The sequence below is a fragment of the Ensifer sp. R-19 genome (assembly GCF_049905105.1).
Lineage (GTDB): Bacteria > Pseudomonadota > Alphaproteobacteria > Rhizobiales > Rhizobiaceae > Ensifer.
This window is the reverse complement of record NZ_CP184569.1, coordinates 2,489,722-2,503,481: the sequence shown is the minus strand read 5'-3', so window position 1 is coordinate 2,503,481 and position 13,760 is coordinate 2,489,722. Positions and strand designations below refer to the sequence as shown.

At 62.3% G+C, this 13,760-nt stretch carries 12 protein-coding genes; 6 read left to right on the top strand and 6 right to left on the bottom strand.

Going from position 1 to position 13,760, the window contains the following annotated elements; all coding sequences use genetic code 11:
* The first annotated feature begins 201 nt into the window (after positions 1-201).
* Complete coding sequence (gene adh, locus ACN9MO_RS12290) at positions 202-1,710, top strand: aldehyde dehydrogenase (RefSeq protein WP_057253130.1); 1,509 nt, start codon at positions 202-204, stop codon at positions 1,708-1,710.
* Positions 1,711-1,870: 160 nt separating this feature from the next.
* Complete coding sequence (locus ACN9MO_RS12285) at positions 1,871-2,269, top strand: DUF779 domain-containing protein (RefSeq protein WP_057253133.1); 399 nt, start codon at positions 1,871-1,873, stop codon at positions 2,267-2,269.
* A 6-nt stretch (positions 2,270-2,275) separates the two neighbouring features.
* Here ACN9MO_RS12285 and ACN9MO_RS12280 read toward each other — a convergent pair whose 3' ends face one another.
* Entirely contained in the window at positions 2,276-3,181 is a 906-nt protein-coding gene (locus ACN9MO_RS12280; RefSeq protein ID WP_057253134.1) for a LysR family transcriptional regulator, read from the bottom strand.
* 119 nt (positions 3,182-3,300) lie between these two features.
* On the opposite strand from ACN9MO_RS12280, the gene ACN9MO_RS12275 reads away from it, so the two are divergent.
* Complete coding sequence (locus tag ACN9MO_RS12275; RefSeq protein WP_057253135.1) at positions 3,301-4,329, top strand: aldo/keto reductase; 1,029 nt, start codon at positions 3,301-3,303, stop codon at positions 4,327-4,329.
* Positions 4,330-4,399: 70 nt separating this feature from the next.
* On the opposite strand, the gene ACN9MO_RS12270 is transcribed toward ACN9MO_RS12275, so the two are convergent.
* The 4 genes from ACN9MO_RS12270 to pgeF all read right to left on the bottom strand — a co-directional run bounded on the left by ACN9MO_RS12270 (position 4,400) and on the right by pgeF (position 8,396).
* Positions 4,400-5,332 carry a ribose-phosphate pyrophosphokinase gene (locus tag ACN9MO_RS12270; RefSeq protein WP_057253136.1) on the bottom strand — a complete coding sequence of 311 codons (933 nt, stop codon included), beginning with the start codon at positions 5,330-5,332 and terminating at the stop codon, positions 4,400-4,402.
* A gap of 207 nt (positions 5,333-5,539) precedes the next feature.
* Positions 5,540-6,364: a hypothetical protein gene (locus ACN9MO_RS12265; protein WP_057253137.1), complete on the bottom strand. Its 825-nt coding sequence runs from the start codon at positions 6,362-6,364 to the stop codon at positions 5,540-5,542.
* 84 nt (positions 6,365-6,448) lie between these two features.
* Positions 6,449-7,600, bottom strand: coding sequence for a M24 family metallopeptidase (locus ACN9MO_RS12260; RefSeq protein WP_057253138.1), 1,152 nt, complete (start codon positions 7,598-7,600; stop codon positions 6,449-6,451).
* Between the two features lies 1 nt (position 7,601).
* The gene (gene pgeF / locus ACN9MO_RS12255; protein ID WP_057253139.1) at positions 7,602-8,396 is read right to left on the bottom strand and encodes a peptidoglycan editing factor PgeF; all 795 of its coding nucleotides are present in this window, start codon (positions 8,394-8,396) and stop codon (positions 7,602-7,604) included.
* 371 nt (positions 8,397-8,767) lie between these two features.
* On the opposite strand from pgeF, the gene ACN9MO_RS12250 reads away from it, so the two are divergent.
* From ACN9MO_RS12250 to ACN9MO_RS12240, 3 genes are all read left to right on the top strand, one after another.
* Positions 8,768-9,910 (top strand): TRAP transporter substrate-binding protein, encoded by a 1,143-nt coding sequence (locus tag ACN9MO_RS12250; protein ID WP_057253140.1) that lies wholly within the window; start codon positions 8,768-8,770, stop codon positions 9,908-9,910.
* Positions 9,911-10,088: 178 nt separating this feature from the next.
* Positions 10,089-10,757, top strand: coding sequence for a TRAP transporter small permease subunit (locus ACN9MO_RS12245; protein WP_057253142.1), 669 nt, complete (start codon positions 10,089-10,091; stop codon positions 10,755-10,757).
* The gene (locus ACN9MO_RS12240) at positions 10,754-12,496 is read left to right on the top strand and encodes a TRAP transporter large permease (protein ID WP_057253144.1); all 1,743 of its coding nucleotides are present in this window, start codon (positions 10,754-10,756) and stop codon (positions 12,494-12,496) included. Before ACN9MO_RS12245 ends, ACN9MO_RS12240 begins: the two co-directional genes overlap by 4 nt.
* Positions 12,497-12,620: 124 nt before the next feature.
* Here ACN9MO_RS12240 and ACN9MO_RS12235 read toward each other — a convergent pair whose 3' ends face one another.
* Positions 12,621-13,724, bottom strand: coding sequence for a class I SAM-dependent methyltransferase (locus tag ACN9MO_RS12235; RefSeq protein ID WP_057253146.1), 1,104 nt, complete (start codon positions 13,722-13,724; stop codon positions 12,621-12,623).
* Positions 13,725-13,760 lie beyond the last annotated feature (36 nt).

The window sequence follows — 13,760 nt, the reverse complement described above, 5'->3', positions numbered from 1 at the left end:
GGGGATGAGGGGCAAACGTTGACTGAAGCAACCGCAGACTTGCCGCCCAGTTTGCTGCACTGCAGCACGGTATCCAAGCCCGCCTGTCTCAATTCTGAAACACATCGCGTCGCTGGTGCTTGCGCCTCACTATCGAAGACGCACGTTCAGTCGCACCTTCCTTCTCACAGCCCCGTTGCTGGTTCTCAGGGAGGAAAGACCATGTTGCATCAGAAGATCGTCGAAAGCCCATTCAGGCAGAAATACGGCAACTTCATCGGCGGCGAATGGCGCGAGCCGGTGGCCGGACGCTATTTCGACAACACGACGCCGGTGACCGGCGGCGTGCTTTGCCAGGTGGCGCGCTCGGACGTCGCCGATATCGAGCTGGCGCTCGACGCCGCCCACGCCGTCCGAGAGAAATGGGGCCGGACGTCTGCCGCCGAGCGCTCCAACATCCTGATGAAGATCGCGGGCCGCATGGAGGACAATCTCGAACTGCTGGCGCGGGCCGAAACCTTCGACAACGGCAAGCCGATCCGCGAGACCATGGCGGCCGACATTCCGCTTGCCATCGACCATTTCCGCTACTTCGCCGCCTGCATTCGTGCCCAGGAAGGCACGATCGGCGAGATCGACCACGACACGGTCGCCTATCACTTCCACGAACCGCTCGGCGTCGTCGGCCAGATCATCCCCTGGAATTTCCCGATCCTGATGGCCGCCTGGAAACTGGCTCCGGCGCTGGCCGCCGGCAATTGCGTCGTCCTGAAGCCGGCCGAACAGACGCCGGCCTCGATCCTCGTCTGGGCCGATCTCGTCGGTGATCTCTTGCCGGCGGGCGTGCTCAACATCGTCAACGGCTTCGGTCTTGAAGCCGGCAAGCCGCTCGCTACCAGCCCGCGCATCGCCAAGATCGCCTTTACCGGCGAAACGACCACCGGCCGGCTGATCATGCAATATGCCAGCCAGAACCTTATTCCGGTGACGCTGGAGCTCGGCGGCAAGTCGCCGAACATCTTCTTTGCCGACGTGCTCGCGGAGGATGACGATTACTTCGACAAGGCGCTCGAAGGCTTTGCCATGTTCGCGCTGAACCAGGGCGAGGTCTGCACCTGCCCGAGCCGCGCGCTGGTGCAGGAGAGCATCTATGACCGCTTCATGGAGCGGGCGGTGAAACGCGTCGAGGCGATCCGCCAGGGCAATCCGCTCGACAGCGCCACGATGATCGGCGCGCAGGCATCGAGCGAACAGCTCGAAAAGATCCTCTCCTACATCGACATCGGCCGCCAAGAAGGCGCCGAAGTGCTCACCGGCGGTGGCCGCAACGTGCTCGAAGGCGAACTGTCGGAAGGCTTCTACGTCAAGCCGACGGTTTTCCGCGGGCACAACAAAATGCGGGTCTTCCAGGAGGAGATCTTCGGGCCCGTGGTTTCGGTCACCACCTTCAAGACCGAGGCAGAAGCGCTGGAGATCGCCAACGACACGCTCTATGGCCTCGGTGCCGGTGTCTGGAGCCGTGATGCCAACCGTTGCTACCGCTTCGGCCGCGAAATCCAGGCCGGCCGCGTCTGGACCAATTGCTACCACGCCTATCCGGCGCATGCGGCCTTCGGCGGTTACAAGCAGTCCGGCATCGGCCGCGAGACCCATAAGATGATGCTCGATCACTACCAGCAGACGAAGAACATGCTGGTGAGCTACAGCCCGAAGGCGCTCGGCTTCTTCTGATCGGACCCTGCCTTCCCCGCCGTCGGGGAGGGCAACAGAAGCCAGAGGGAAGGTAATCTCCACCTTTCCTCTGGCTCGTGCGGCGGCTGAGGTGTGCTCTCCACCCGCGCCTCAGCCGACCAACATCAAACGATACGCAGTGGGAGCAGGGAGGCTTGCGATGTCCGCCGAGGTGACAGGAACCATCGGGATCAACGAACCGCGCGTGCTTGCGACGGACGCAGCGCTCGATTTCATTGCCGAAATCCGGCGCGACCATCCGGATATCCTGTTTCACCAGTCCGGCGGCTGCTGCGATGGCTCGTCGCCGATGTGCTACCCGGCGGATGATTACATCGTCGGCGACAACGACGTGAAGCTCGGCGAGATCGGCGGCGTGCCGGTCTATATCAGCGCCAGCCAGTTCGAGGTCTGGAAGCACACGCAACTGATCATCGACGTGGTGCCGGGGCGGGGGGGCATGTTCTCGCTCGACAACGGGCGGGAAAAGCGATTTCTCACGCGGTCACGGCTGTTCAGCGGCGGCGAGGCTTGCGTCGTGGTCTTTCGCGGGCGCTGACGCGACCTACTTCCGCTCCCGCGCGACCTTTGCCGTCAAATCGAGAAGGGCGCGCAGTTTGGGTTGGGTTTGGGCCTTGGCGGGGAAATAGATGAAGAGGCCTGGCGACCTCGGCAGGTAGGCTTCGAGCACCCGTTCAAGGCGCCCGCTTGCGACAGCGTCGCACACCGAAAGGTCCGGCAGGTAGGCAAGCCCGGTGCCGGCTTGCGCCATCTCCACGAGCATCTGGAAATCGTTGACCGTCAGCCCGCCGGGTACGTCGACGGAAAAGTCGCGTCCCTCCCGCTCGAACTCCCAGCGGTAGATCGTGCCGGATGCCGGGTAGCGATAGCGGATCGCCTCGTGGCGTGTCAGCTCTTCGGGCGTTTGCGGCCGACCTTGTTTCACGAAGTAGGACGGCGAGCCGACCACCGCCCAGGTGATGTCGGGCGTCAGCCGGACCGCGATCATATCCCGTTCGACCGCCTCGCCGATGCGGATGCCGGCATCGAAACCGCGCTCGGTGATATCGACAGCCGCATCGTCGATCGAGATTTCCACCGAAACGTCCGGATAGGCCTGGCGGAAGCGCGGCAAAAGCGGCGTCAGCACCAGCGGGATCGCCATGCGCGGCACGGTCAGCCTGAGATTGCCCATGGGCCGGTCGCGAAAATCGCCGAGCAACTCATAGGCATCGGCGATCTCGGAGGCAGCAGGGCGCACGCGCTTCAGGAAGGCGCTACCGGCTTCGGTGAGGGCGACGCGCCGCGTGGTGCGGACGAAGAGCTGGAGACCGAGGCGGGCTTCGAGCGCCCTGATCGTCTGGCTGACGGCATTGGGCGTAACGCCGAGCGTCGCTGCCGCGGCTGTGAAGCTGCTGCTCTCGGCAACTGCCAGAAATTCTCTCAGTCCGTTGAAGGGGTCGTTTGCCATCCTTCGATTATGAAGCATTTCTTCCAAACCTATCAAGGTGACGGTAGTTTTTTGCGGCAATCAACTTTGGCATGGTGTTCCCAATTCGAACCTGCCTCTCGCAAAGGATGGAGAACGACATGCAATACACGACGCTTGGAAACACCGGTCTGGTGGTCTCGCGCTTTGCCTTCGGCGCCATGACCTTCACCGCCGGCGATCGCAGCCTCGGCGCCGTCTACAAGACCGATGCCGAAGCGGCCGATGCCCTTGTGGGACAGGCGCTGGATGCCGGCATCAACTTCTTCGATACGGCCGACGCCTATGCCTCCGGGCAGTCGGAACGCATCCTCGGCGAGGCGCTCAAGTCCCGTCGCGACGAGGTGGTGATCGCCACCAAGGTCGGCTTCCGCACCGGAACGCCACTCAGCCAAGCCGGTCTTTCGCGCCGCCACATCCTCTGGTCGGTCGATCAGAGCCTGAAGCGTCTCGGCACCGACTGGATCGACGCCTACATCGTTCACAAGGAAGATCCCCGCACGCCGCTCGAGGAAACGCTTCTCGCGCTCGATGCGGTCGTTCGCTCCGGCAAGGTGCGCTACATTGGCTTTTCCAACTGGTCGGCCTGGAAGGTGGCGGCCGCGCTTGAGATCCAGAAGGCCAACGGCTTGGCTCCTTTCACCCATGGCCAGATGCATTATTCCTTGCTCGGCCGCGACGTGGAGCGTGACGTCATCCCGATGATGCAGCGCTACGGGTTGGGGCTGACTGTCTGGAGCCCGCTGGCATCGGGTTTTCTCTCGGGCAAATACACGCGCGAAAATCTCGGCGACCCCGACAACCGCTATTCCGGTTTCGACATCCTGCCCTTCGACAAGGAACAGGGCTTCAAGCTGGTCGAATGCATGCGCGGGATCGCCGATCAGCATGGGGCAAGCGTGGCGCAGGTGGCGATCGCCTGGCTGCTTTCGAAGAAAGCGGTGACGAGCGTGCTTCTCGGAGCCTCCAAGCCGCACCAGCTCAAGGACAATCTCGGCGCTGCGGATCTCGTTCTGACGGAAGCGGAGATCGCGACGCTCGACGCCGAGACGGTGCCGGTGCCTGTTTATCCGAACTGGTTCATCGACAACCTCGTCGACCAGCCGGTGGTGCAGGCGCTGGGCAGGTAATCGCATCCCACAAAGAAAAACGCCGGCGCGTTGGCGCCGGCGTTTATGAATTGCCGAGTTGGGAATGGCCTCAGTCGAAGAGGCTCGAAACCGACTCTTCCTGGCTGGTGCGGCTGATGGCTTCGCCAAGCAGGCCAGCGGTGGTGATCACGCGGATGTTGTGGGCGGACTGGACGGCCGTGGTCGGCTGGATCGAGTCGGTGATGACCAGTTCCTTCAGCATCGACGAAGTGACGCGGGCAACCGCACCGCCGGAGAGAACGCCGTGGGTGATGTAGGCCGTGACGCTGGTTGCGCCGTTCTTTAGGAGCGCTTCGGCCGCGTTGCAGAGTGTGCCACCCGAGTCGACGATGTCGTCGATCAGCAGGCAGTCCTTGCCCTTCACGTCGCCGATGACGTTCATGACTTCCGATTCACCGGGACGGTCGCGACGCTTGTCGACGATGGCCAGCAGACAGTCGAGGCGCTTGGCAAGCGCGCGGGCGCGCACCACGCCGCCGACGTCGGGCGAAACGACCATGACGTTCTTGAGGTCGTAGTTTTCCTTGACGTCGCGCGCCAGGATCGGGATCGCATAGAGATTGTCGGTCGGGATGTCGAAGAAGCCCTGGATCTGCCCGGCGTGAAGATCAAGGGTCAGAACGCGGTCGGCGCCGGCTTCGGTGATCAGGTTGGCGACGAGCTTGGCGGAGATCGGCGTGCGCGGACCGGCTTTGCGATCCTGGCGGGCATAGCCGAAATAGGGAAGCACTGCGGTGATGCGGCGAGCGGAAGAGCGGCGCACCGCGTCGATCATGATGAGCAGTTCCATCAGGTGATCGTTGGTGGGGAAAGAGGTCGACTGGATGATGAACACATCCTCGCCGCGCACGTTTTCGCCGATCTCGACGAAGATTTCCTGATCGGCGAACCGGCGTACCGCCGCTTTGCCGAGAGGCAGGTTGAGATAGTTGCAGATCGCTTCGGCCAGCAGCCGGTTCGAATTGCCTGCGAAAACCTTCATTGACGGACCGCCTTGAGCTGGCGCGGTCACCGTCCGGTACTTTTCCGGGAGCGGTGTGTTCCGCGCAGATTCCGAGAGCCATTCCAATCGCGGACATTCTTTGCGGATGGCCGCCGTTCAGAGCTGATCGGCCGCTTTTTAGCGAGACTGAACTTGAATGCAAGGGGAATGCTGCGCCGCGAAGGCCAATATCCTAAAAACTTTGCATCAACCGGCCTGAGATTGCCGCCATTCGAGGTAGGCGTTGATGGTTTTCGTCGCGATTCCCTGCATGGTTGCCGCCGGGACTCCGCTCCACAAGTCGGCGCCGCCGCCGGGAACCGAGTCCTGTCCCTGGATACGGTGCAGGCGGTTTCCGCTGCCGTCGAGCACATCCCAGACATAGACGACGGTGGTCTTGTCGCCGTCTTTGAGCGTCGAGAAGTAGCCCTTGAGGATATGTTCGCTGCTGGCATCGCCAGAGCCCTTGATCGTCAGGCCGTGTGCGCGCGCTTCGGCCCCAAGCTGCTTGGAGAGCGGCGTGACCGCCTGGACCGGTGCGCCGATGATCGGCAGGAACCGGATCGTGCCGCTGGCGGCGGCACTTGCCTTCGGCAGCGAAGCGACGCTCGGCTCGTTCTGGATCTCTTCGGCAGCGGCTGCGGTCTGTTGCACTGGCGTCTGTTGTACCGGGGGCGGTTGGTTCTGGATCGTGTTCTGGACGGGTGCTGAACCGGCGGCAAGCCGGCTTGCCTGGGCCTCGAACGTGCCGGCCGGATCGGTATAGGTCGCATCGCCGCTGGCATAGGCCGTCGGCGTGTTCGAAGGGGCCGGCTGAGGAGAGTAGGCGGTGGTCTGGCTGACGGGTTCGCGCTGCACTGGGGCGACGGCGGTCTCAGCCGACATGGCGTCGAGGTCGGATTGCGTCACCGGCGGCGAGCGAAAGGTTCCCGCGCCGACGTCGACCTGCGGCGTCAGCATGTCGGTGCTGTTGCAGCCAGCCAGGGCGACGAGGAGTCCGAGGCCAACGATAGGCGTGGTGAGCTTTCGCATGTTCAAACCGTCCGTTTTCTTCGCGGCAGTTTTTGAAACGTCTCCTGTCGTCTGCCAGTTCAAAGCAATTCTAGGCGGATTTCCCTAAGCAGAAATGAAGTCCAGGCCATAGCGCGACAGCGGGCGCGGAGTATCCGTGGTGGTGAGGTAGGTCTGGCCGAGGGTCATGGCGGTGCCGCTGTCGGAATCCATGATGATCATGTGCACGAACAGCGACATGTTCGGCTCGATCTCCTGCGGGTTGCCGAGATGGAACATCTGGTGCTCCATCCAGGAGGGCGAGAAGCGGGCGCCGAGCGAATAGCCGCAGGCGTTGAGGCGGTGACGGGCGAGGCCGCGCTCGTCCATGATCTTGGCATGCATGTCGAAGACGGTGCCGAAGGTGTTGCCGGGACGAAGCACCATCTCGATCGCCTGGATGGTTTCGCGGCAGGCGCTGTAGAGTTCGCGGTGACGGTTGGTCGGTTCGCCGATGACGACGGTGCGCATCATCGCCGCATGATAGTGGGCGCTGACGCCGGCCCATTCGAGGGTGAGCTGGTCCTGGCTGTCAAGCACGCGGCGCCCGGACTTGTAGCGGCAGAGCAGCGCGTCGGCGCCGGAGCCGATGATGAATTCGTTGGCCGGATAGTCGCCGCCGCCGGCCAGAATCTTGCCCTGCATCGCGGCGAGGATGTCGGCTTCGTTGCCCCCGGGACGGATCAGCGGCAGCGCGGCGTCGAGCGCATCGTCGGCCAGGCTTGCTGCCTTCTCGACATAGGCGATCTCGGCGTCGCTCTTGATGAGGCGCAGACGGCTGACGAGGTACGAGGCGTCGATTATCTCGCCGAAGGTCTGGATCTGGCGGTCGAGCAGGCGGGCGACGCGGCCGGTCATGCCGTGCGTATCGTATTCGACGCCGATGCGGCAGCCGAGCAGGTCGAGTTCGCTCAAGAGGTTCTTGAGATCCAGGGTCGGATCGGCATTGGCCCGGTCCACCCAGATCTCGATGCGTTCGATATTGGAGGTGTGGCGTGCCTGGCGCAGGTCGGCCGAGCGCGTCAGCAAGACCATCGAGCCGTCTTTCTTCACAACCAGCGTCTGGAAGAAGCAGTAGCCGAAGGTGTCGTAGCCCGTCAGCCAGTACATGCTCTCCTGGGCGAAGAGCAGCACGGCATCGAGCTTCTCCTCGCGCATCTTCTCCGTCAGCCGATCGAGGCGGCTTGCATATTCTTCCTGGGCAAATTGAAGCGCCATGTCAGGTCCCCCGTATGCAAATGGCGGAAATCTGCCGGCCGTAGTCCGGTTCCTGCCTGTGTGTCGTCCGACGGTAGGAGAAGAAGCGCTCCTCGTCGGCATAGGTGCAGATATCGAGATTTTCGGCTGCTACGCCTGCTTCGGTCAACCGCTTGATCGTGAGACCCGGCAGGTCGAACATTGCGTGGCCGTCGCGGTCTGACGGCCTGAAATAGGTTGCGTAGCTGTCGTTCGCCGAGACGAAGCGCTCGACGAATTCGGCACCGACTTCGTAGTTGCGATGGCTGATCGACGGGCCGAGGCAGGCGACGATGCGATCGCGCCGGGCGCCGAGCGAGACCATCGCGTCGATGGTGCTCTCGAGCACGCCGCCAAGCGCGCCCTTCCAGCCGGCATGGGCGGCGCCGATGATATTGGTTTCTGCGTCGGCAAAGAGGATCGGGCCGCAATCGGCCGATAGCACGCCGAGCACGATACCGGGCGTCGCCGTCACCAGCGCATCAGCCTCAGGGCGGCTACCGTCATAGCTTTCGTCGACCACGATGGCGTTGGGGGAATGGACCTGATGAACCGTCGCCAGCCGTTCCAGCGGCGCGCCGAACCAGCCCGCGACGCGGGTGCGGTTCTCGTTGACATGGGCTCTTTCGTCCTTCGAACCGAGGCCGACATTGAGGCCGCGATAGAGCCCTTCGGAAACGCCGCCCTGGCGGGTGAAATAGCCATGGGCGATTGCCGGCCCGACCTTCTCGCCGAAAAGCGAGCTCTGCACGGGAGAAAGCGCGGCGTCATGCTGCATCGGTATATTTGCCTTTGCTTTATGAATAAATTCAATGGGTTTGGGGGCGCGCTCCGGCCCGGCGACTGGCGGCTGATTTGCCGGCGCGATGTTGACCCGCGATGGCTGGGCTGTCAATTCCCGAACGATAGGGGGAGCCAGCGGCCTGTGATTTCGAGGGGCAGTCATCGCTCGGCCACCGCCGCTACGCGCTGACGAAAACGCCTTCCTTCGACGCCCGCATCTGCACGAGGCCCGCGGAAAAACAAGAGGTCGGGATGGCGCCTTACCTGCAGGCTTTTGAGCGACGCTGCGTGCAATCTTTGCGTGGGGCTCTGCATAAGAGTATTATCTAATATAGCAAGAAATGCTTGTGCCTTCGGGAGGAGCATATGAAGCGAAGAACCCATATCGAGGGACGGATTTCGCGTCGCAAATTCCTGGGCGGTGCGGCAATAGCGGGGGTCGCAACGGTCGCCGCGCCTAGCGTTGTCAAGGCGCAGGGGCCGATCAGCATGCGCTGGCAAAGCACCTGGCCATCCAAGGACATCTTTCACGAATTCGCGCTCGACTTCGCCAGGAAGGTCAATGATATGACCGGTGGCGATTTGAAGATAGAAGTGCTGCCCGCTGGTGCCGTGGTGCCGGCCTTCGGCCTGCTCGACGCCGTATCGCAAGGAACGTTGGACGGCGGTCACGGCGTCCTCGTCTACCATTACGGCAAGCAGGCGGCGCTCGCGCTATGGGGCTCTGGCCCGGGTTTCGCCATGGATGCCAACATGCTGCTCGCCTGGCACAAATACGGCGGCGGCAAGGAACTACTCGCAAAACTGTATGAATCCATTGGCGCCAACGTGGTCTCGTTCCCCTATGGGCCGATGCCGACCCAGCCGCTTGGCTGGTTCAAGAAGCCAGTCGCAAAGCCCGAGGATCTTCAGGGCCTGAAGTTCCGTACCGTGGGCATCTCGATCGATGTCTTCACCGGCCTCGGCGCGGCGGTCAACGCGCTGCCGGCCGGCGAAATCGTTGCGGCGCTCGATCGAGGCCTGATCGACGCGGCCGAGTTCAACAACGCCTCGTCCGACCGGGTGCTCGGTTTCCCGGATGTATCGAAGATTTGCATGCTGCAGAGCTACCACCAGAATGGCGAGCAGTTCGAAGTGATGTTCAACAAGCCGAAGTACGACGGTCTACCTGATCAGATGAAGGCGATCATCACCAACGCCGTCGAGGCGGCATCTCAGGATATGGCCTGGAAGGCGATCGATCGCTATTCCACGGACTACCGGGAGATGCAGACCGTCGACAAGGTCAAGTTCTACAAGACCCCGGAGGCAATTCTCAAGAAGCAACTGGAGGTCTACGACGAGGTGGTGAAGAAGAAGGCAGCGGAAAACCCGCTGTTCAAGGAAGTGCTCCAGTCCCAGCTCGTTTTTGCCGAGCGGGCCACGCGCTGGGAACAGGACACCGTCGTCAGTCGGCGGCTGGCATTCGACCACTACTTCGGACAGGACGGCGTGGCGAAGGATCTCTGAGGCACGGCCGCTTCGCGTCAATCAGACGGGATTCAGGCGGAAGACCGGCTCATCTCATTTCGCACATCGGAGACAGTCGAAGGATCACACTATTCGATAAATCAAAGCGTTACAGCGAACTCTGTGCGTTCTTGAAAGGCGCGCCGCTGTAGCGCCCCTCTTGCAGCGGGGGGCATGCGTGAACGTTCAGCATTTTCTGCTCAGGGTCGATGCGACCAGCGTGTGGATCGGTAAAGCCGCAGCCTGGCTGATTATCGGGCTGATGACGATGGTCTGCGTAGAGGTCGTCAAACGCTACATCCTGAACATGCCGACGGCCTGGATATTCGATGCCAGCAACATGTTCTATGGCTCGCTGTTCATGCTCGCGGGGGCATACGCCTTGGCGCAGAATGCTCATGTACGCGGCGACTTCCTCTACAGCTCCATGAGGCCGCGCACGCAAGCCGCCCTCGATCTGGTCCTCTACGTCCTCTTCTTCCTGCCCGGCGTCGCCGCGCTCGTTTACGCCGGCTACGATTATGCAGCACTTTCCTGGCGGATCGGCGAGCATTCGACCGTGACGGCGGAGGGGCCGCCTATCTACTATTTCAAAACCGTCATTCCGGTCGCTGGCGGTTTCGTCCTGCTTCAGGGGCTGGCCGAGATCACGCGCTGCATCGTTTGCCTGCGGACCGGCGAATGGCCAAGTCGGCTCAAGGATGTGGAGGAGCTCGACGTCGTCGCCGAGCAGCTTGAGCACAGCGAGCATGTCGACGCGGAAACGCGCGAGGCTGCGATCGAGCGTGCGCAGGCGATCGACAGGGCGGCGCGGCAACGGGGAATGGGGGGAGACGGCGAGACGTGAGCGATCCACTCCTCGGACTGACGATGCTGATGCTCATCGTGGTGGTCATCATGATGGGGTTTCCGACGGCGTTTACGCTGATGGGGCTTGGCATGCTCTTCGGCTTCTACGCCTTCTACAATCCGGCCGAGCACTGGATCGACAATCGCGTCTTCGACCTGATGGTGCAGCGTACCTATGGGGCGATGACCAATGACGTTCTGATCTCGATCCCGTTGTTCGTGCTCATGGGCTACGTGATGGAGCGGGGTGCGCTGGTCGACAAGATGTTCTACAGCATTCAGCTCGCATTCAAGCGGGTGCCTGCGTCGCTCGCCGTCGCTACCCTCATCGTCTGTACCTTCTGGGGCATCGCCAGCGGCCTCGTCGGTGCGGTGGTCGTGCTGATGGGCGTGATTGCGTTCAATCCGATGTTACGCGCCGGCTATGACGTGAAGCTTGCCTCCGGTGTGATCACGGCGGGCGGTACCCTCGGCATTCTGATCCCGCCCTCGGTGATGATCATCGTCTATGCCGCAGTCGCGGGACAATCCGTTGTCAAGCTCTACGCCGCTGCCATGTTCCCCGGGTTTTTCCTCGCGCTGCTCTACCTCGCCTATATTCTCGGCTGGGCGCTCATCAGCCCCAAGATCGCTCCGCCGCTGCCTGCGGAGCAGACCAAAGTGCCCGTCAGCGCGTGGATGCGGGGCCTGCAAGCGTCGTACTCGCACAACATGCTGGCCGGGCTCTCTCGCGCACTAGTCTCACCGGCAAGGGCGCTGGCTCTCGAAACCGAGGAGGGGTCTCTCACCTATTGGGCTCTCGTCAAGAATTTCTGCGCTGCCTTGGTCCCGCTAGCACTGACGGCTTTTACGATGGCGCTCGTATGGTGGTATGTCGTCATCCATCCGCAGGCATCGGCGGAGGCGGAGGCGCCGGAAGGGCTGGAACAGCTCGGGGCACCGGCGGCGGATGCCGCGCCGACCGCGATCAACGGGCCGGCGACAAGCTTCTACGTGTCCTTCTGGTTGATTGCCACGATCGCTGCGGTGGTGCTCGTCCGCTACTACCGCAATATGAGTGCGGAGCGGCTGCAGGTGGTGAAGCTTTTGATCTCCTCCGTCATGCCGCTCGCCATCCTCACCATAGTCGTGCTCGGCGTAATCCTCTTCGGGATCACCACGGCGACCGAGTCTGCGGCCGTCGGCGCGGCGGGGGCTTTCCTGCTCGCATTCCAGGCCCGGACGCTCAACTGGAAGCGCACAAAGGAAGCGGTGTTCCTGACGGCGAAGACAACGGCCATGGTGTGCTGGCTCTTCGTGGGCTCGGCCTTGTTTTCTGCCGTCTTCGCCATACTTGGCGGCCAGGCGCTGATCGAGCAATGGGTGCTATCGCTCGATCTGACGCCGGTACAATTCATGATTCTTTCGCAGGCGATCATCTTCCTGCTCGGCTGGCCGCTCGAGTGGACCGAGATCATCATCATCTTTGTGCCGATTTTTCTGCCGCTGCTAAAGCACTTCGACATCGATCCGGTGATTTGGGGCGTTCTCGTCTTCGTCAACCTGCAGGCGGCATTTCTGTCGCCCCCAGTCGCGATGTCAGCTTTTTATCTGAAGGGTGTCGCGCCGCCGCATGTGACGATCAACCAGATCTTCGCCGGCATGATGCCCTATATGCTGATCGTCGTGCTCTGCATGGTCATCATGTATCTCTGGCCCGGGATAACTCTCTGGCTCCCGAACTATCTTTACGGCTGAACCGTGCGCTACTGCATATTTCCTTAAATCCTAGCCGATTTAAGGATAAAAACATGCAACAACTCAAAGTGCCACAGCGACCTTTGCGCGTCCGATAAGACGCGCGGCGCTGTAGGCTGTGCGCTCAGGGCTTCGGCTTGCGGAAGGGCGACAGCGGCACCGGAGGGCTGCTCACGGCGAGAACCTTGAACAATTCCCCCATTTTTCCGACACCGGCGCCGGCGAGCCTTTCCACGTCCTGGCGAATGCCCTCTTGGGTGAGCGCATCCTTGTCGCGACCGAGTGCCGCGGCGCGGTCCAGCAGACCGAGACCGACCAGGAAATCGCCCTGGTGCGCAAGGCCGTTGATCTGCACGTCGTCGGTCTCGGCGCGGCGGGCGAGCTGCTCGAAATCGACATGGCTGGTGAGATCGGCCCGGCCCGGATTGGCGAGTGGCGGATCATATTCGTGATCGCGAACGGCCTGCAGCGTATCGCCATAGCCGGTGGCAAGATGGCCGTAATCGATGATCACGGCGGTGCCGCCGCTGATCTTCAGCCGCTCGCAAAGGGCGGACATGACAGCATCGCGGGCAGGGGCGATCTCGAAGATCGTGCCTTCGGCCAAACCCTGCGCCGGCGTCGGCAAGAGGCCCGGATCGATGCCGGCGACGCCGGCAGCAAAGGTCAGTTGGTCATCGGCATCAAGCCCGACCATGCGCTCGCGGAACCCTTGCGCGGTGCGCACGAATTGCCGGATCGGAATGGCATCGAACAGCTCGTTGGCGGCAAGCAGCAGGAAGCCATCGGGCAAAGTCTCGAAGCTTGCATGCCACTCGACCTTGTTGCCATGGGCGACCAGGGTTTCGGACTGAATCTTGCGCAGGCGCTCGCTGGTCTCGACGAGATGCATGCTGGCGGAGGCATAGAGCTCGGGTGCGAGGCGACGCACCACACGCAGCATGTCGGCCATCATCGTGCCGCGGCCGGGGCCGATCTCGGCGATCACCGCGCCTTCGGGCTTGCCGTGTTGCTGCCAGGCGTGGACGAGAAAGACGCCGATCATCTCTCCGAAGAGCTGGCTGATCTCCGGCGCCGTGGTGAAATCGCCCTCTTTGCCGAAGGGTTCATGAACCCGGTAGTAGCCGTGTTCAGGATCCGCGAGGCAAAGCGAGAAGTAATCGGTGACGCTGATCGGCCCGTGAGCCTTGATCAGCGCCTTGATCTTGTCCGCAAGTGGTGTCGTCATGCCTTCGTCCAGTTAGCGGGAGGCGGCCGGAAGCCG

Bases quoted from the DNA above. Each gene is read 5' to 3' on its own strand.
- ACN9MO_RS12270 (WP_057253136.1), bottom strand. From the start codon at position 5,332: ATGAAGGTTTTCGCAGGCAATTCGAACCGGCTGCTGGCCGAAGCGATC.
- ACN9MO_RS12250 (WP_057253140.1), top strand. From the start codon at position 8,768: ATGAAGCGAAGAACCCATATCGAGGGACGGATTTCGCGTCGCAAATTC.
- ACN9MO_RS12265 (WP_057253137.1), bottom strand. From the start codon at position 6,364: ATGCGAAAGCTCACCACGCCTATCGTTGGCCTCGGACTCCTCGTCGCC.
- ACN9MO_RS12275 (WP_057253135.1), top strand. From the start codon at position 3,301: ATGCAATACACGACGCTTGGAAACACCGGTCTGGTGGTCTCGCGCTTT.
- ACN9MO_RS12280 (WP_057253134.1), bottom strand. From the start codon at position 3,181: ATGGCAAACGACCCCTTCAACGGACTGAGAGAATTTCTGGCAGTTGCC.
- ACN9MO_RS12235 (WP_057253146.1), bottom strand. From the start codon at position 13,724: ATGACGACACCACTTGCGGACAAGATCAAGGCGCTGATCAAGGCTCAC.
- adh (WP_057253130.1), top strand. From the start codon at position 202: ATGTTGCATCAGAAGATCGTCGAAAGCCCATTCAGGCAGAAATACGGC.
- ACN9MO_RS12260 (WP_057253138.1), bottom strand. From the start codon at position 7,600: ATGGCGCTTCAATTTGCCCAGGAAGAATATGCAAGCCGCCTCGATCGG.
- pgeF (WP_057253139.1), bottom strand. From the start codon at position 8,396: ATGCAGCATGACGCCGCGCTTTCTCCCGTGCAGAGCTCGCTTTTCGGC.
- ACN9MO_RS12285 (WP_057253133.1), top strand. From the start codon at position 1,871: ATGTCCGCCGAGGTGACAGGAACCATCGGGATCAACGAACCGCGCGTG.